Raw genomic sequence first — 16,471 nt, forward strand, 5'->3', positions numbered from 1 at the left:
TCGGACGTCAGCCGACCTCGAATTCGCCGGCCTGCTCGGCGAAGCGCAGGTATGCGCCCACGTCGTCGGCACCCGTCACCGCGCGCAGCACGATCTCGTCGACCGCCGCGCGGTACGCGGGAACCACGACTGCGGCATCTGCGGGCGTGATCACGGTGTCGGATGCCGCAATCCGCAGCCGCGCGAAGTTCGCGGCGTATTTCGGCAACGCGGCGTAGCGCCCGGTCTCGGCGACCAGCCGCGGCATCCCCTCGTCCTCGAGCGCCGCGCGGATGTAGAGCGCCACGTGCGCCGCCGGCGACACGCCGTGCGCCTCGTCCGCCTGGGCGGCGGCGATCTGCGGCGTCAGCCAGCTCAGCAGCGGCCCGTCGGCGGATGCCGCGGCCAGCCGACGCATCTTCGGGCCGAGGGCGCCGACGACGACCCGCGCCCCCGTGCGGGCCTTCAGCTGCGCGACGCCGTCGCCCACGCGGCTCAGCACCGGCCCGGCGAGCTGGCCGGAGCCGACGCCGAGCACGAGTCGCCCGGCCGCAAGCCCCGTCGCGCCGGCGGCGATGTCGTCCGCCGAGTAGCGGTCGAACGGGATCACCCCGGTGGCCAGGACGAGGCGGTCGGTGACGGCGGACGCTGCCCGCAGCGCCGCCAGCGAATCACCGCCCGGCGTGTCGTTGACCCACAGCGCATACAGACCGGCACGCTCGGCCGCGACCGCGATCTTCGCGATCGCGTCCGGGCCGAGCGTGCCGGCCACTCCCATCGAAACCCGTGCGGTGCTCATCCCTCGAGTGTGCCACCGCCGGGCACGGCCGCCACGACGAGCTCATCGGCGATGGCATCCACCCGCACCGCGGCACCGTCGACCAGCTCGCCCGAGACGAACAGGTCGGCGATCTTGTCGTCCACCTCGCGCTGGATCAGCCGCCGCAGCGGCCGGGCCCCGTACTCGGGCTGGTAGCCGTGCTCGGCCAGCCACAGCACCGCGGCGTCGGTGGCCTCGAAGGTGATCTCGCGCCAGTGCAGGCGCTGGGCGGTGGCCTGCAGCAGCAGCCGGACGATGTCGCGCAGCTGCTCCTGGTCGAGCTTGCGGAACAGCACGATCTCATCGATGCGGTTGAGGAACTCCGGCCGCATCGCCTCGCGCAGCTTGGCGAAGACCCGGTCGCGCAGATCCTTCTCGGACCCGAAGCCGGTCGCGCCGCCGCCGTCGGCGAGGAAGCCGATCGCCCCGCCCCGCGCGGCCAGGAACTCGCCGCCCAGGTTCGAGGTCATCACGACGACAGTGTTGCGGAAGTCGACCGTGCGGCCCTGCCCGTCGGTGAGCCGCCCGTCGTCGAGCACCTGCAGCAGCAGGTTGAAGACATCCGGGTGGGCCTTCTCGATCTCGTCGAACAGCACGACCGAATACGGGTTGCGCCGCACCCGCTCGGTGAGCTGGCCGGCCTCGTCGTAGCCGACGTAGCCGGGAGGGGCACCGACCAGACGCGCGGCGGTGTGCCGCTCGCTGAACTCGCTCATGTCGAACCGGATGACGGCGCTCTCGTCGTCGAACAGCGACTGCGCGAGCGCCTTGGCCAGCTCGGTCTTGCCGACGCCGGTCGGGCCCAGGAACAGGAACGATCCGATCGGCCGATGCGCGTCGCCCATGCCGGTGCGGTTGCGCCGCACGGCCTTGGCCACGGCGGCCACGGCTTCGTCCTGCCCGATGACGCGCTCGTGCAGCTCGTCCTCGAGCACCGCGAGCCGGTCGCGCTCGCTCTCGGTGAGCCGGCTGACCGGGATGCCGGTGGCACGGCTGATCACGCCGGCGATCTCGGGCTCGTCCACGACCGCTTCGGCCCGGGCGCCGCCGGCGCCGGTGGCGACCTCGTCGAGCTTGTGCTGCACGTCGGCGATCTCGTCGCGCAGCCGCGACGCGTCCTCGTAGTGCTCGGCCGAGACGGCGGCGTTCTTCTCCGCCTCGAGGTCGGCCAGGCGCTGCATGAGCACGGCCGCGTCGGCCTGCAGGCCCAGGCGCAGCCGCAGCCGCGCACCGGCCTGGTCGATCAGGTCGATGGCCTTGTCGGGCAGCACCCGCTCGGTCAGGTAGCGGTCGCTGAGCTCGACGGCCGCGCGCAGCGCGGCGTCGGTGTAGGTCACGCCGTGGTGCAGCTCGTACGCGCTCTTCAGGCCCTGCAGGATGAGCACGGCGTCTTCGACGCTGGGCTCGCCGACCTTGACCGGCTGGAAGCGGCGCTCCAGCGCGGCGTCCTTCTCGATCTTGCGATACTCGTTCAACGTCGTGGCGCCGATCAGGTGCAGGTCGCCGCGGGCCAGGCGGGGCTTGAGGATGTTGCCGGCGTCCATGCTGCCGCCGTCTCCCCCGCCGCCGGCGCCGACGACGGTGTGCACCTCGTCGATGAAGATGATGTACTCGCCGCCCTTGTTCTCGGCGTTGTGCGTGGCGATCTCGTCCATCGTCTTGGTCAGGCGCTCTTCGAAGTCACCGCGGTAGCGCGTGCCGGCGAGCATGCCGGGCAGGTCGAGCTCGAGCACGCGCTTGCCGCGCAGCTGCTCGGGCACCTGGTTCGCCACGATCGCGCGCGCCAGCCCGTCCACGATCGCCGTCTTGCCGACGCCGGCCTCGCCGACCAGCACCGGGTTGTTCTTGGTGCGGCGCGAGAGGATCTCGATGGTCTGCTCAATCTCGTCGGATCGGCCGATCACCGGATCCAGGGCACCGGCCTCGGCCATGGCGGTCAGGTCGGTGCTGAACTGGTCGAGCATCGGCGTCTGCGACGCCGTCGGGGCCTGGCCCGCGGCACCGGGGGCACCCGGGCGCACGGTCTCGCGCGCGGGCTGGGTGAGCGACTCGGCGGTGACGCCGGCCCGCTCGAGCACCTGGCCGGCAGGCGTGTCCTGGCTCAGCACCAGGGCGAAGAACAGGTGCTCGGGCTCGACGTAGGTGGAACCGGACGAGCGGGCGACCTGGAAGGCGTGGAACAGGGCGCGCTGCAGGGACGGCGTCACGACAGCGCCGTCCACATTGTCACCGGCGGTGCCGGCAGCCGGCAGCCGCGACTCGGTCGCGCGCGCGATCGCGTCGGGGTCGGCGCCGATGCGCTGCACGGCCTCGCGCGCGGCATCCACGCCCATCAGCACGCGCAGCACGTGCAGCGTGTCGACCTCGCGCTGACCGCGCTCCAGGGCGAACTGGGCGGCGTGCTGCAGGATCTCCTGCGAGCGCGCCGTCAGGAAGCGGCTGAGGTCGATGGAACGCTGCTGCCGCGCGCGCTCACCGGCGAGGTAGCGCGCGAGGAAGTCGTCGAACGCGGCTGCGTTGTCGTGCGGGCCCGAGACCGGGGGTGTTCCGTCGTCGTTCATGCGGGGATCTCCTCGAAAACTTGAGTCTTGCTGCGTCAAGATTACAAACTTGAGCACATGGTTATCAAGTTCAACGCGAGGCCGGGTGAGGTATTCCACCCGCCGGCAGCAGCGCCGGATCGACCTCGTTCCACTTCTGCACGGTCTGCGCGATCCAGAACGCGCCGAACAGCACGATCAGCACGGCTTCGCCGATCAGCACCAGTGGCGGCCCGCCCGCTGCCGTGAAGCCGAACCCCAGCAGCACCAGCGCCGCCGCCATCCCGATCGCCACGATCGCATAGACCACGCGCCAGCGGGGCGCCGCGACGACGGCCGAGATCACCGCGACGGCCGTCATCAGCATGAAGAAGATCCCGGCGGCGACCAGATGCCCGAGCGCCAGCAGCGATGCGGGGCCCACCAGCAGCCACACCAGCACCCCGATCACCGTCGCGGCGCACGCGACCAGGCCCGCGACAGTGCCCGGCGTCAGCGTGCGCTCGCGGCGGGTGATGATCGCCGCCGCCGCGATGCCCAGCGCCCCGGCGATGACGACAGTGAGGATGCCGATGCGCTCCGGACCGATATCGGGCACGCACCCGGGGAGCCCCGGGCAGGAGATGCCCGCGTTCGGCAGGTCCGGCCCCCGGTGCGGCGTCGGCACGATCGCGATGATCGGCGCGTACAGCGCGGCGATCCCCAGCAGGATCTGCTCGACGCTGTGGCCGGCGAGGGTGAGCAGTCCCAGGGCGACGGCGAACAGGACGCCGGTGAACACGGTGCGGCCGTCCGTGTAGTAGACCGCGCTGATGCTGGGCTGCGGGCCCTCGAAGACGAACACGAGGGTCAGCGTGACCGCCAGCACGACCACCGCCCCGATGATCCCGATGCGCACGTACCGATAGGTGCGCTGGGTCGACGTGCTGGTCAGCCGCATACCGCCATCCTGCACCACCGGATGCCCGCACGGCGGTCCACATCGCCGCCATCGCGACCGCTAGCCTGGTGGCGTGCCCACGCCATCCACCCTGTCCGCCCGCGCCGACGCCGCGGTGGCGGGGCTGACCCCCGGCTACTTCGCACTGGTGATGGCCACCGGCATCGTCTCGATCGGCATGCGCACCAACAACTGGGTGACCGTGTCGCTGGTGCTGCTGGTCATCGCCGCCGTGGCCTATGTCGTGCTGATCGTGCTGAACCTGGTGCGCGTGGCACGGCACTGGTCGAACATGGCCGAAGACTTCGCCGACCCGGCGCGCGCATTCGGCTTCTTCACATTCGTGGCGGCGACCTGCGTGCTGGGCAGCCGGCTCAGTCAGGAGAACGGGTATCACGCGATCGCTGTGGTGCTGATGCTGCTGGGTGCGCTGGCGTGGATAGCGTTCGGCTACACGGTGCCGTGGACGGCCGTGCTCGGCGATCGCAAGGCGCAGCCGATCACGACCGCCAACGGCACCTGGTTCATCTGGGCGGTGGCCAGCCAGTCGATCGCGGTGCTGGCGGCGACCCTCGAAGTCGAGTTCGTGGCGTGGCGGGCTCCGCTGGCGCTGCTGGCCGTGTTCTCGTGGTCGGTGGGCACGTTCCTGTACTGCGCGGTGGGCGTGTTCGTCGGCGTGCGGATGCTGACGGCGCCGTTCCGGCCCGAGGACCTCACTCCCCCGTATTGGGTGGCGATGGGTGCGACCGCCATCACCGTGGTCGCCGGCGCGCGCATCGTGATGATGGACAACGCCCCGATGGTGGATGCCACGCGTGGCCTGATCGCCGGCGCGGCGGTGTTCTTCTGGGCGTTCGGCACCTGGCTGATCCCGCCGCTGATCATGGCCGGGCTGTGGCGGCACGTGCGCCACCGCATCCGGTTCCGCTACGAGGCGACGCTGTGGAGCATCATCTTCCCACTGGGCATGTACGGCGTGGGGTCGCAGTTCCTCGGCGACGTCGACAAGCTGCCGATCATGCACGCGATCGGCTTCGCCGAGAGCTGGGTCGCGTTCGCGGCGTGGATCGTCACGTTCGTCGCGATGCTGCTGAACCTGTGGCGCACGGTGCTGCGCGCACCGCGGCCGGATGACGTCAGGCTCGACCGCCCGGAGGGCCGATCACCAGCAGCACGGTGAACAGGCCGGCGACGGCGACGACGGCAAGTCCCCCCAGCAGCATCGGCCGCATCAGGAAGAAGCGCAGCAGCCGGTCGTGCCAGGTGCGATCGCGCGGGTCGTCGGTCGCCTGCCTGCGCCAGGCACCGGCGAGCAGGCCCTTGCGGTGCAGCCAGATCTCGACCGGGATCGTCGCATAGGGCACGATCGCGCTGACCAGGGCGAGGATCGTGGGCCCGGGCCGCCAGCGGTTGTTCTTGGCGACCAGGATGGCCGTCGCGCCGTAGCAGAGGAACACGAAGCCGTGGATGCCGCCGCCGATCATGACCGCAGCGGCCAGGCCCGCGGTGGCGCGCAGGATGAGGGCGGTGATCAGCAACGTCCACGAGATCGCTTCGGCGATCGCGAACGTGCGATAGAGAGTCGTGGGGGTGGTGAACACACCTTCAGTATAGCTGAAACATCGTCAGCGTTCCTGAAGATCCTCTCCGAACGGTTCCTCGTGCAGGCCTTCCAGCGCCCCCGCCAGCGGCGGTGCCCCATGGGCGAATGCCCGATCCAGCGCAGCCAGGCGCGCATCCGCCTCGGCGAGCGCGTCGGTGCCCCGCTGCGTGACGCGGAGGTCGGATGCCGCACCCGCGTGGGCCGTGGCGTCTGCCGCCAGGCCGTCGTCGACGAGCGCACGCACCGCGGTGTGTGCGGTCTGCACCGTGATCTGCGCGCGGCGGGCCAGCTCTGAGAACGAGATGCCGGGCGTGGCCTGGATGTGCGCGAGCAGCCCGTACTTGCGGGTGGTCAGCCCCAGGTCCTTCAACTGCTTGTTGAGCTGCCCGTCCCAGATGCTGGCGACCGTCAGCAGCGAGATGATGGGCGAGAACGGCGGGCGCTGGGGCATGGCTCAATCGTAGCCGGGGGCGCCGCATGCCCCGCGCTGATCTCGGCTTCGACGCGGCCGGCACGCTGCTGCGGCTGCCGAACGTCACCGAGATCGCTACGGCAGCCGGCGGCGAGCGCGCCGAGGGCCTCAGCGACTGTCAGAAGTCCCAGTCCTCGTCTTCCGTGGCCTCGGCCTTGCCCATCACGTACGACGAGCCCGATCCCGAGAAGAAGTCGTGGTTCTCGTCGCCGTTGGGTGACAGCGCCGAGAGGATCGCCGGGTTCACGTCGGTCGTCGTCGACGGGAACATCGCCTCGTAGCCGAGGTTCATCAGCGCCTTGTTCGCGTTGTAGTGCAGGAACTTCTTGACGTCCTCGGTCAGCCCGACGCCGTCGTAGAGGTCCTGGGTGTATTGCACCTCGTTGTCGTACAGCTCGTACAGCAGTGAGAAGGTGTAGTCCTTCAGGTCCTGCCGCCGCGCCTCGTCGACCTTCTCGAGTCCCTTCTGGAACTTGTAGCCGATGTAGTAGCCGTGCACGGCTTCGTCGCGGATGATCAGCCGGATGATGTCGGCGGTGTTGGTGAGCTTCGCCTTCGAGGAGAAGTACATCGGCAGGTAGAAGCCCGAGTAGAACAGGAAGGACTCGAGCAGGGTCGACGCCACCTTGCGCTTGAGCGGGTCGTCGCCGCGATAGTACTCCATGACGATCCGCGCCTTGCGCTGCAGATTGACGTTCTCGTTCGACCAGCGGAACGCCTCGTCGATCTCCTTCGTCGAGGCCAGCGTCGAGAAGATCGACGAATAGCTCTTGGCGTGCACCGACTCCATGAACGCGATGTTGGTGTACACCGCCTCCTCGTGCGGGGTGATCGCGTCCGGGATCAGCGACACGGCGCCGACGGTGCCCTGGATCGTGTCCAGCAGCGTCAGGCCGGCGAAGACCCGCATCGTGACGAGCTTCTCGTCGGGGGTGAGCGTGCCCCACGACTGCACGTCGTTGGACAGCGGCACCTTCTCGGGCAGCCAGAAGTTGCCGGTGAGACGGTGCCACACTTCGAGGTCCTTCTCGTCCTCGATGCGGTTCCAGTTGATCGCCTGGACGGTCTCCAGGAGCTTGAGCGGTTCGGGTGTCATTTCATCTGTCCTTGATCTGATGCGGATGCCGGCGTCACAACATGCACGAGACGCAACCGTCCACCTCCGTGCCTTCCAGCGCCATCTGACGCACACGGATGTAGTAGAGGGTCTTGATGCCCTTGCGCCAGGCGTAGATCTGCGCCCTGTTGACGTCGCGGGTGGTGGCGGTGTCCTTGAAGAACAGCGTCAGGCTCAGCCCCTGGTCCACGTGCTGGGTGGCCGCGGCGTACGTGTCGATGATCTTCTCCGGGCCGATCTCGTACGCGTCCTGGTAGTACTCCAGGTTCTCGTTCGTCATGAACGGCGCCGGGTAGTAGACACGACCGAGCTTGCCCTCCTTGCGGATCTCGATCTTCGAGACGATCGGGTGGATCGAGCTCGTCGAGTTGTTGATGTACGAGATCGATCCGGTCGGCGGCACCGCCTGCAGGTTCTGGTTGTAGATGCCGTGCTCCATGACGGATGCCTTCAGCGCGGCCCAGTCGGCCTGAGTGGGGATCTGGTGCCCGGCGAACAGCTCCTTGACCTTCTCGGTCTCGGGCGCCCACTCGCGCTCCACGTACTTGTCGAAGAACTCCCCCGACGCATACGTCGAGTCCGCGAACCCGTCGAAGGTCTCCGCGCGCTCGATGGCGATCCTGTTCGACGCCCGCAGCGCGTGGTAGAGCACGGTGTAGAAATAGATGTTCGTGAAGTCCAGGCCCTCTTCCGACCCGTAGTGCACGTGCTCGCGGGCCAGGTACCCGTGCAGGTTCATCTGCCCCAGGCCGATCGCATGCGACCGGTCGTTGCCGTCCTCGATCGAACGCACCGAGGCGATGTGGCTCTGGTTGCTGACCGCGGTCAGCCCCCGGATGGCCGTCTCGACCGACTTGGCCAGGTCGCCGCCGTCCATCGCCAGCGCGATGTTCATCGAGCCCAGGTTGCACGAGATGTCCTTGCCGATCTGGTCGTAGGACAGGTCCTCGTGGTACGTGGTCGGCGTGTTCACCTGCAGGATCTCGCTGCACAGGTTCGACATGTTGATCCGGCCCTTGATGGGGTTGGCCTTGTTCACGGTGTCTTCGAACATGATGTACGGATAGCCGGACTCGAACTGGATCTCGGCGAGGGTCTGGAAGAACTCGCGCGCCGAGATCTTCGTCTTCTTGATGCGCGGGTCATCGACCATCTCGCGGTACTTCTCGGTGACCGAGATGTCACCGAACGGCACCCCGTAGACCTTCTCGACGTCGTACGGCGAGAACAGGTACATGTCTTCGCCGCCGCGGGCCAGCTCGAACGTGATGTCCGGCACGACCACGCCCAGACTCAGCGTCTTGATGCGGATCTTCTCGTCGGCGTTCTCGCGCTTGGTGTCCAGGAACCGCATGATGTCGGGGTGGTGCGCGTTCAGGTACACCGCGCCGGCGCCCTGACGCGCGCCCAGCTGGTTCGCGTAGCTGAAGCTGTCTTCGAGCAGCTTCATGACCGGGATGATGCCGGAGGACTGGTTCTCGATCTGCTTGATCGGCGCCCCCGACTCGCGGATGTTCGACAGCAGCAGTGCCACGCCGCCGCCGCGCTTGCTCAGCTGCAGCGCCGAGTTGATGCCGCGGGCGATCGACTCCATGTTGTCTTCGATGCGCAGCAGGAAGCAGCTGACGAGCTCGCCGCGCTGCGCCTTGCCGGTGTTCAGGAAAGTCGGGGTGGCCGGCTGGAAGCGACCCGAGACGATTTCATCGACGAGATCGCGGGCGACCTTCTCGTCGCCGTCGGCCAGGCCCAGCGCCGTCATCAGGACGCGGTCCTCGAACCGCTCCAGGTAGCGCTTGCCGTCGAAGGTCTTCAGCGTGTAGCTGGTGTAGTACTTGAACGCGCCCAGGAACGTGGAGAAGCGGAACTTCTTGCCGTACGCGTAGTCGTTGAGCTCCTGGATGAACTCGAACGAGTACTTGGCGAGCACCTCGGGCTCGTAGTACTCCTTCTCGACCAGGTAGTCCAGCCGCTCCTTGAGCGAGTGGAAGAACACCGTGTTCTGGTTCACGTGCTGCAGGAAGTATTCCTGCGCGGCGCGCTTGTCGGCGTCGAACTGGATGTTGCCGTCCGCGTCGTACAGGTTCAGCATCGCGTTCAACGCGTGGTAATCCATGCCGTCGAAACGGGCATCGGTCTTAAAGGACGTCGTGTCCGTCAGTGCTGCTTCCACCATCGTTCCAATCCGTCGCCCACGCGGGCGACGTCCTCAGGCGTGCCGAAAACTTCGATCCGATACAAGTGCGGCACGTTGCACTTGCGGCTGATGATCTCTCCGGCCAGGCAGAACGCCTGACCGAAGTTGGTGTTGCCGGCGGAGATGACTCCGCGGATCCACTTGCGGTTGTCCTCATCGTTGAGGAACTTGATGACCTGCTTGGGCACCGAGCCCTTCTCTTCGCCCCGCCCCTGCCCGCCGCCGTACGTCGGGGTAACCAGCACGAAGGGCTCGTCGACCTTCAGGAACTCTTCCGTGCTGTGCGGACCCATGTGCAGCGGGATGCGCTTGGCCGGCAGCCCCAGCTTCTCGACGAAGCGGGCCGTGTTGCCGGAGACGCTGGAGAAGTAGACCAGAAGCGGCGCCGCCACCGCGGTGTGCATGTCAGACCAGACGGGCGGCGAGCTCGTCGATCTTGTCGGGGCGGAAGCCCGACCAGTGGCCTTCGTCGGTGACCACGACGGGCGCCTGCAGGTAGCCCAGCGCCTTGACCTGCGCCAGTGCGTCCGCGTCTTCGGTGAGGTCGTGCACCTCGTATTCGATGCCCTTCGAGTCCAGTGCGCGGTAGGTCGCGTTGCACTGCACGCACGAAGGCTTCGTGTAGACCGTGATAGCCATTTCGACTGCGTCTCCCCTCATTCGGTCCGTCTGTTCCGGCAGTCCCCCCGCCGGAGCTCCAATACTACATATGGGTGCCGACATCGGGAAGCACCACAAGGGATAGTAGTTACATCCGTGTAGTTTTCCACCGCTCTCCCCATGTACAACACAACTTGTCCACCGATTCATCCACAGCCGGGACCATTCTCAGCACACTCGAAAAGGCCAGGATCATGCGCTTTTCGCCAGGCGCGGACGAATCCATCCACAGGCCGCACGATACGAGCCGGTTCCGACATCCGATTTCCTGTGGACAGCGCTCTTCGGCGTGTCGCACGCGCCCGGCCGGGTCGGTAACGTTGACCCGTGGCGGGATACCGGGATCTTCTTCGCACGCAGGGTGTCGGGCGCATCATCGCCGCACAGCTGACGGCGCGCTTCCCGTCGGGGATGACGAGCCTGGCGATCCTGCTGCATGTCGAGCACGCCACCGGCTCATACGGCGCCGCCGGCCTCGTGCTGGCGGCGGCGTCGGTGGGCCAGGCCGTGGCCGGCCCCATCACGAGCCGGTGGATGGGCCTGTGGGGCATGCGCCGGGTGCTCACCCTCACGACGCTGGTGTGCGCGGCTGCCGTGGCCGGCATCGCCCTGCTGGCGGTACCGCTGCCGGTGGTCATGCTGCTGGGCCTGCTGGCCGGGCTGTCCACCCCTCCGGTGCAGCCGGCGGTGCGCACGATCTACCCGAAGATGGTCAACTCCCGCCAGCTCACGCCGCTGTTCGCATTGGATGCCTCGCTGCAGGAGCTCATCTGGATCCTGGCACCGGTGGTGGTCACCCTGGTCTCGACGCAGGTCAGCACCGTCGCGGGTCTCATGCTGATAGTGGTGATCCTGTTGGCCGGCGGGGCGTGGTTCATCCTCTCCCCCGAGCTCGGGCAGGTGCGCATCCCGCGCAGCCGGCGCCGGTTCGGCACCGTGCTCAGCCGGCCGCCGGTGCTGCTGGCCACGCTCGTCGGCTTCCTGCTGATCGGCGCCTGCGCGGCGGTGGAGGCGGGCGTGGTGGCCGCCTTCGGCGGCGGCGGCGTGGAGGCCGGGCTGGTGCTGGCCGTCTTCGCGATCGGCAGCCTCGTCGGCGGACTCGTCTCGGGCAACATCGCGATGGGCCGCTGGGCGATGGCGCGCCGGATGGCGATCGTGCTGGTGGGCCTGATCCTCGCGACGATGTTCCTGAACGTGTGGTGGATCAGCGGCTCGCTGCTGATCGCCGGGATCGGCGTCGCGCCCGCGTTCGCGGTGATCTCGGCCATGACCACCGCCAGCGTCAAGTTCAGCGACACCGCCGAGGCGTTCGGCTGGGTCAACACGGGCCAGCTCATCGGCGCCGCGGCCGGGTCGGCGATCGCCGGGTTCCTGATCGACAGCGCCGGTCCCGGCGGCGCCTATTGGACGGCGGCGGGCTTCGCCGCCGCCGGAGTGCTCGTGTGCGTGGTGTTCGTCCGCGGGTTCCCCGACCTGCGCTTCCGCGACCCGAGTCCCATCCCCGACACCGCACCGGTCGCCACCATCACGTCGTGAGCGGCGCCGGCCTCACCCGGCCGCGGGTTCGATCCGCAATGTGCACGAACGGGCGGCGTCGGTCAGCATCGCCGCGACCGACGACGGCTGGCCGGCGTACTTGCGCCGCAGCTCGTCGTCGATGTCCCCCTGCACGCCGTCGTCCACCGGCACGTAGACGGTGGAAACCTGCGCGCGCGCAAGCTCGAGTGCGGCCGTGCGATCCCGCTCGGCGAGCGATCCGTCGCCGAGCACGAACTCCACCGGCCGCCCCGAGACCACATGCCGGTACCACGCCGCGTCGGCGCCGTAGACCGATCGCACATAGGGCACGCCGTCGATCACCATCGCCCAGATCGGCGTGGCCACCTTCTTGCCGCCGGGTGTCGAGGTGACCACCGCGACCACGGCCGTCTCATCCAATGCCTGCACGATGTCGTCGAAGCCCATACCCGCGAGGTTAGCCCGCCGAGCGCGCGCCCGACGGCGATCACTGCGCGTGGCGCATCAATTCCAGCAGCGCGAGGGCATAGGCATCCGACACTTCGGGGTGCTCGAACACCTGCAGCCGCCCCGCGATCCGGATCTCGACCTCGTACGTGTCGGGCCGGCGGCGCAGCGCCGTGAACGTGCCGCGCAGCAGCTCGCGCAGCTGTTCTTCGCCGGGCAGCCACAGGGCCTCCTCCTGCGCGACCGAATCCAGCGCCCACTCGGTGGTGCCGTTGAAGCTGAGGATGCTGCCGGTCGGATACCGCCGCGCCTCGATCGTCATCTCGCTGACGGTGAACACGTCGGCCTCGAACTCGGGCTCGTCCAGCTGAAAGCGGTCGCCCGAGCGCGGCTGCCACTTCAGCCCGGCGTCGCGCAGCGCACGGGCCAGCTCGGTGGAGATCACGCCGCCAGGGTACCGGGCGAACCCGTGCGCCATGCGAGGATGGCGCCATGGCGCGCACTCCGACCGCTCTGCTGAGCCCCGCCGACCGGGCGCGCCGGAGGGCGCTGCGCCGCATGAAGGCCATCGCGCTGGGTGCACTGCTGCTGCTGGCCGTCGTGTTCGTGTTCGCGTTCCTGTTCCAGGAGCGCTTCGGATGGCTCGCCTATGTGCGCGCGGCGACCGAAGGGGGCATGGTCGGCGCGCTGGCGGACTGGTTCGCCGTCACGGCGCTGTTCCGGCACCCACTCGGCCTGCCCATCCCGCACACCGCGATCATCCCGACCCGCAAGGACGAGATCGGCCGCACCCTGGGCGAATTCGTCGAGACGAACTTCCTCTCCGGCACCGTCGTGCGCACCAAGCTCGAGTCGACCTCGATCGCCGCGCGGCTGGGCCGCTGGCTGGCCGAGCCGCGCAACGCCGAGCGGGTCGCGGCGGAGGGCTCGGCGATGGCCTCGGGCGTGTTGCGGGCGCTGTCGGACGCCGACGTGCAGGAGCTCATCGAAGACCTCGCCCGCGAGCATCTGATCGCACCGGAGTGGGGGCCGCCGGCGGGCGGGTGGCTGACGCGGGTGCTGGATGCCGGTGCGCAGCGCGGCGCCGTCGACCTCGCCGTGGACAGCGTCGTGTCGTGGCTGGACGCCAACCAGGCCGCGTTCGCGGGCCTGGTCTCGCGTCGGCTGCCGTCGTGGGTGCCGCACCTGGCGCACCGGTTCGTGGACGACACCGTCTACCGCGAGGCGGTCGGTTTCGCCCGTGCCGTGCAGGCCGACCCCGACCACCCGGCGCGGCACGCGATCGACGGGTATCTGCTGCGCTTGGCCGACCGGCTGCAGCACGACCCGGCGATGATCGGCCGCGTCGAAGACGCCAAGTCGGCGATGTTCGACAGCCCGCGGGTGCGCGAGCTGGCGGCGCGCACGTGGGAGACCGCCAAGAGCGGGCTGCTGGCATCCCTCGCCGACCCGGGCAGCGGGCTGCGTCAGCGCGCCCGTGCCGCGCTGATCGACATCGGCGACCGGCTGACGACGGAGGCCGCGCTGGCGCGGCGCGTGGACGGCTGGGTGACCGATGCCGCCGTGTTCGCCGTCGACCGCTACCGGCACGACATCGCCTCGATCATCACCGACACCGTCGAGCGGTGGGATGCCGCCGAGACGACCGAGAAGATCGAGCTGATGGTGGGCCGCGACCTGCAGTACATCCGCCTGAACGGCACGGTGATCGGGGCGCTGGCGGGCGTGGCGATCTACACCGTGGCGCAGCTGGTACTGGGGTGAGATCCGACCCGGGCGAGACGGCATGATGGAGGCATGGTCTCTCTTGCGCTCGTGCGTCATGTCGAGGTTCCGCGCGGATGAGCGCGGCGATCGTGGATTCGGCGGGGCTGCCGGCCAACGCCGCCGGCGTGCTCGGCGCGGACGGCGCGGTGACCGAGTGGCTGCCATGGGCCGAGCTCGACGGCCGGCTCGGGCCGGTGGTGATCACGGCCGCCACGGCGACGCGCGGCGACTGGCAGCTGCGGATGCTGCGCATCGACAGCACTGCCGGCGGCTCGGCGAATGACGCCGTGCACGGAGTGCGGCTGACCGGGCACGCCGTGCCTGCGACAGACGGGGCACAGCCGGCGATCACCGACGTGCACCAGGGCGTCGACGTGCGCGTCGACGCCGATGGCACGCCGGTGCACACCGAGGTGCGGATGCTCGTGCCGTGGGACGGCGAGCTCGCCGTCGCCGGCGGCCCGTCGCCGCTGCCGTCGGCGACGGTGCTCGACCCGCCGACGGGCTTCCCGATGATCATCGCGGTGCGGCTGGGAGCCGAAGACCCGGCGGTGCCGCAGATCGAGGAGAAGAGCGCCGACAGCGGCAAGAAGCCGATACGCATCCTGCGCACCGGGCTGTCGATCCCCGAGGTGGAGCTCGCGCCCGCCCCCGACGGAGGCCACGCGATCACCGTGCTGTGGCCCGACCGCACCCGCGAGGTCGTGCTGCTGCCCGCTCGGGCCTGAGCCCGTGCGGGCGCGCACCTCGGCGCGGCGCTCGTGGACCGTGCCGCCGCCACCGTCTTCGAGTGTCGTTCAGAAGGGTGCGGGATCGCCTTCGGGCACAGGGGGATCGGCGTACCCGGGTGGTCGCGTGGCGCGTCGCACATCGTCGGGGACGAATCTGACGGCGCCGGGTGGTCGGGTGGTGTGGACGCGGCGCGTAGGTGCGATGAAACGCAACACCCCGCCGGGCAGTTGCTGCACGGTCCAGTCGGTGTGGTGCTTGACGGTGTGATGGCGCTTGCAGAAGTCGCCGAGATTCCACAACGCGGTAGGACCACCATTCTGGTGCGCGATCGTATGGTCGATGTCGCATTTCTCGGCGGGCCGTCGGCAGCCCGGGAATCGACAATGCTCGTCCCGAGCCCGCAGAAGTCGTTTCTGCGCCGTGCAGGGATGCCGTTTGTCGACACTGACCGGCACCCCCGTGGCCGGGTCGATGAAGAACCGGTACCAGGTGTCCGATGTGCCGGCCAGGCGCCGCGCCGTCTTGTCATCGATGGCACCGACACCCACCAGCTGCGCACCGCCGACCCCCGCGGTGGTGAGGGTCGCGGCGGGGACGGTGATGTTCACCGTCGCCCGGATCGCGCCCAGCCCGGTTCTGCGTTGCTCGGTGGTGCCATGCCCGTCCGGGGCGGACGTCAACAACAGATCCAACGCCACATCAGCCATGATCTGGCCTCGAGTACGATCATCGGCCACGAAACCCGACCCGCTCGGCCCACCCGCACCCTCGACGGCTTCACGTGCGGCTTCGGCGGCGGCGTGCTCAGCCACGTCGGCTTCGTTGTCGGCCTGCACTTGTGCGGCGATGTCGCGCAGCCGGTGGTACGCACCCTCGATCTCGGCCGCGGGACCGGTCACGATCAACTGTCCCACCCCGGGCCCCGCCGCGCGTTTGCGGACGCTGCGTCGGGCGACGGCCTGCCGGATGCGCTCCTGCGTGCCCTCCGGGTCCAGCTGGTTCACCACTGACTCCAGCGCGTCCCGCAACTGGGACGGCGTCAGCTCACTCGCCATGTCCAACGCGAGACGCTCATACTCACCACGGAGAGTGTCATCATCCAGATCACCACCGACCTCCGCGATGGTCTGCGCATGCTGCGGCGAAAGGAGCCCACTGCTTGCATCCCGCAACGTGTCATAGAACTTGTGCGCCAGAGTGTGGGCCTGATTGACGCGGGCGGTCACCTGGAACTCCGACAGCCGTAGCGCGGCGCCGATCTCCGCGTAGATCTCCCGCATCGCCAGCTGGGACGCGGACACCTTCGCGCCCGTGTCCTGCCGGGCGGCGCGTTCTCTCTCCCGCTGCTGGACCATGTCGGCGACATTCGCGAAGAAGTACATCTCCGTCGCGAACGCGTTCGCGGCCAGGGCACGCGCACCGCCCAGACTGTCGATCAGCCCATCCAGCTGCGAAACGACCGGGGACACCCCGTCCGATGCTGCGTCCACGATGCTCTCCGATCGATCACTGTTTCGAACCTGAGCACCCTCATACTATCGTACCTATCTGCGATCTCCAAGTGGCTCATTCCGCGATTTCATGGCTTCTATCCCGTCAACGGACTCATAGCGTCGGGGCATCCACTATCGAACATCCATATCGTCCCACCGGCCCCCGACATCCCACGTCGAGAACATTCG

The 16,471-nt window shown here is 68.8% G+C and carries 16 protein-coding genes; 4 read left to right on the top strand and 12 right to left on the bottom strand.

Going from position 1 to position 16,471, the window contains the following annotated elements:
- Positions 1-7: 7 nt before the first annotated feature.
- From ABD705_RS09765 to ABD705_RS09775, 3 genes are all read right to left on the bottom strand, one after another.
- Positions 8-778, bottom strand: coding sequence for an LLM class flavin-dependent oxidoreductase (locus ABD705_RS09765; RefSeq protein ID WP_344783018.1), 771 nt, complete (start codon positions 776-778; stop codon positions 8-10).
- Positions 775-3,360, bottom strand: a complete 2,586-nt coding sequence (locus ABD705_RS09770) for an ATP-dependent Clp protease ATP-binding subunit (protein WP_344783020.1) — start codon at positions 3,358-3,360, stop codon at positions 775-777. Before ABD705_RS09770 ends, ABD705_RS09765 begins: the two co-directional genes overlap by 4 nt.
- 70 nt (positions 3,361-3,430) lie before the next feature.
- Positions 3,431-4,279 (bottom strand): hypothetical protein, encoded by an 849-nt coding sequence (locus ABD705_RS09775; protein ID WP_344783022.1) that lies wholly within the window; start codon positions 4,277-4,279, stop codon positions 3,431-3,433.
- Between the two features lie 73 nt (positions 4,280-4,352).
- On the opposite strand from ABD705_RS09775, the gene ABD705_RS09780 reads away from it, so the two are divergent.
- The gene (locus ABD705_RS09780) at positions 4,353-5,459 is read left to right on the top strand and encodes a tellurite resistance/C4-dicarboxylate transporter family protein (protein WP_344783024.1); all 1,107 of its coding nucleotides are present in this window, start codon (positions 4,353-4,355) and stop codon (positions 5,457-5,459) included.
- On the opposite strand, the gene ABD705_RS09785 is transcribed toward ABD705_RS09780, so the two are convergent.
- The 6 genes from ABD705_RS09785 to nrdH all read right to left on the bottom strand — a co-directional run bounded on the left by ABD705_RS09785 (position 5,416) and on the right by nrdH (position 10,304).
- Complete coding sequence (locus tag ABD705_RS09785) at positions 5,416-5,880, bottom strand: DUF3817 domain-containing protein (protein ID WP_344783026.1); 465 nt, start codon at positions 5,878-5,880, stop codon at positions 5,416-5,418. The two genes, ABD705_RS09780 and ABD705_RS09785, sit on opposite strands and share 44 nt — an antisense overlap.
- Before the next feature lie 24 nt (positions 5,881-5,904).
- Positions 5,905-6,333: a MarR family winged helix-turn-helix transcriptional regulator gene (locus tag ABD705_RS09790; protein WP_344783028.1), complete on the bottom strand. Its 429-nt coding sequence runs from the start codon at positions 6,331-6,333 to the stop codon at positions 5,905-5,907.
- A 139-nt stretch (positions 6,334-6,472) separates the two neighbouring features.
- Positions 6,473-7,450: a class 1b ribonucleoside-diphosphate reductase subunit beta gene (gene nrdF / locus ABD705_RS09795; RefSeq protein ID WP_344783030.1), complete on the bottom strand. Its 978-nt coding sequence runs from the start codon at positions 7,448-7,450 to the stop codon at positions 6,473-6,475.
- A gap of 34 nt (positions 7,451-7,484) precedes the next feature.
- On the bottom strand, positions 7,485-9,644 hold the full coding sequence (gene nrdE, locus ABD705_RS09800) for a class 1b ribonucleoside-diphosphate reductase subunit alpha (RefSeq protein WP_344783031.1): 2,160 nt from the start codon (positions 9,642-9,644) through the stop codon (positions 7,485-7,487).
- On the bottom strand, positions 9,626-10,069 hold the full coding sequence (gene nrdI, locus ABD705_RS09805; RefSeq protein ID WP_344783033.1) for a class Ib ribonucleoside-diphosphate reductase assembly flavoprotein NrdI: 444 nt from the start codon (positions 10,067-10,069) through the stop codon (positions 9,626-9,628). Before nrdI ends, nrdE begins: the two co-directional genes overlap by 19 nt.
- A 1-nt stretch (position 10,070) precedes the next feature.
- On the bottom strand, positions 10,071-10,304 hold the full coding sequence (gene nrdH, locus ABD705_RS09810; RefSeq protein ID WP_344783035.1) for a glutaredoxin-like protein NrdH: 234 nt from the start codon (positions 10,302-10,304) through the stop codon (positions 10,071-10,073).
- Positions 10,305-10,652: 348 nt separating this feature from the next.
- Here nrdH and ABD705_RS09815 point away from each other — a divergent pair, with 348 nt between their 5' ends.
- On the top strand, positions 10,653-11,861 hold the full coding sequence (locus ABD705_RS09815; RefSeq protein ID WP_344783037.1) for an MFS transporter: 1,209 nt from the start codon (positions 10,653-10,655) through the stop codon (positions 11,859-11,861).
- A gap of 12 nt (positions 11,862-11,873) precedes the next feature.
- Here the strand turns inward: ABD705_RS09815 and ABD705_RS09820 are convergent, their stop codons facing one another.
- A complete protein-coding gene (locus tag ABD705_RS09820) occupies positions 11,874-12,290 on the bottom strand; it encodes a DUF2255 family protein (RefSeq protein WP_344783039.1) in 417 nt (138 codons plus the stop codon).
- Between the two features lie 40 nt (positions 12,291-12,330).
- Positions 12,331-12,735: a pilus assembly protein CpaE gene (locus ABD705_RS09825; protein ID WP_344783041.1), complete on the bottom strand. Its 405-nt coding sequence runs from the start codon at positions 12,733-12,735 to the stop codon at positions 12,331-12,333.
- Between the two features lie 47 nt (positions 12,736-12,782).
- On the opposite strand from ABD705_RS09825, the gene ABD705_RS09830 reads away from it, so the two are divergent.
- Both ABD705_RS09830 and ABD705_RS09835 read left to right on the top strand, forming a co-directional pair.
- On the top strand, positions 12,783-14,054 hold the full coding sequence (locus ABD705_RS09830) for a DUF445 domain-containing protein (protein WP_344783043.1): 1,272 nt from the start codon (positions 12,783-12,785) through the stop codon (positions 14,052-14,054).
- Positions 14,055-14,131: 77 nt separating this feature from the next.
- Positions 14,132-14,785, top strand: a complete 654-nt coding sequence (locus ABD705_RS09835) for a hypothetical protein (RefSeq protein WP_344783045.1) — start codon at positions 14,132-14,134, stop codon at positions 14,783-14,785.
- 69 nt (positions 14,786-14,854) lie between these two features.
- Here the strand turns inward: ABD705_RS09835 and ABD705_RS09840 are convergent, their stop codons facing one another.
- Positions 14,855-16,279 carry an HNH endonuclease signature motif containing protein gene (locus tag ABD705_RS09840; RefSeq protein WP_344783047.1) on the bottom strand — a complete coding sequence of 475 codons (1,425 nt, stop codon included), beginning with the start codon at positions 16,277-16,279 and terminating at the stop codon, positions 14,855-14,857.
- Between the last annotated feature and the right edge of the window lie 192 nt (positions 16,280-16,471).

Source organism: Microbacterium kribbense, assembly GCF_039537285.1.
In the GTDB taxonomy this organism is placed as follows: Bacteria; Actinomycetota; Actinomycetes; order Actinomycetales; family Microbacteriaceae; genus Microbacterium; species Microbacterium kribbense.

Excerpts from the sequence above, each read along its gene's own strand:
- ABD705_RS09790 (WP_344783028.1), bottom strand. The coding sequence starts at position 6,333 with ATGCCCCAGCGCCCGCCGTTCTCGCCCATCATCTCGCTGCTGACGGTC.
- ABD705_RS09820 (WP_344783039.1), bottom strand. The coding sequence starts at position 12,290 with ATGGGCTTCGACGACATCGTGCAGGCATTGGATGAGACGGCCGTGGTC.
- nrdF (WP_344783030.1), bottom strand. The coding sequence starts at position 7,450 with ATGACACCCGAACCGCTCAAGCTCCTGGAGACCGTCCAGGCGATCAAC.
- nrdI (WP_344783033.1), bottom strand. The coding sequence starts at position 10,069 with ATGCACACCGCGGTGGCGGCGCCGCTTCTGGTCTACTTCTCCAGCGTC.
- ABD705_RS09775 (WP_344783022.1), bottom strand. The coding sequence starts at position 4,279 with ATGCGGCTGACCAGCACGTCGACCCAGCGCACCTATCGGTACGTGCGC.
- nrdH (WP_344783035.1), bottom strand. The coding sequence starts at position 10,304 with ATGGCTATCACGGTCTACACGAAGCCTTCGTGCGTGCAGTGCAACGCG.
- ABD705_RS09835 (WP_344783045.1), top strand. The coding sequence starts at position 14,132 with ATGAGCGCGGCGATCGTGGATTCGGCGGGGCTGCCGGCCAACGCCGCC.
- ABD705_RS09770 (WP_344783020.1), bottom strand. The coding sequence starts at position 3,360 with ATGAACGACGACGGAACACCCCCGGTCTCGGGCCCGCACGACAACGCA.
- nrdE (WP_344783031.1), bottom strand. The coding sequence starts at position 9,644 with ATGGTGGAAGCAGCACTGACGGACACGACGTCCTTTAAGACCGATGCC.
- ABD705_RS09765 (WP_344783018.1), bottom strand. The coding sequence starts at position 778 with ATGAGCACCGCACGGGTTTCGATGGGAGTGGCCGGCACGCTCGGCCCG.
- ABD705_RS09830 (WP_344783043.1), top strand. The coding sequence starts at position 12,783 with ATGGCGCGCACTCCGACCGCTCTGCTGAGCCCCGCCGACCGGGCGCGC.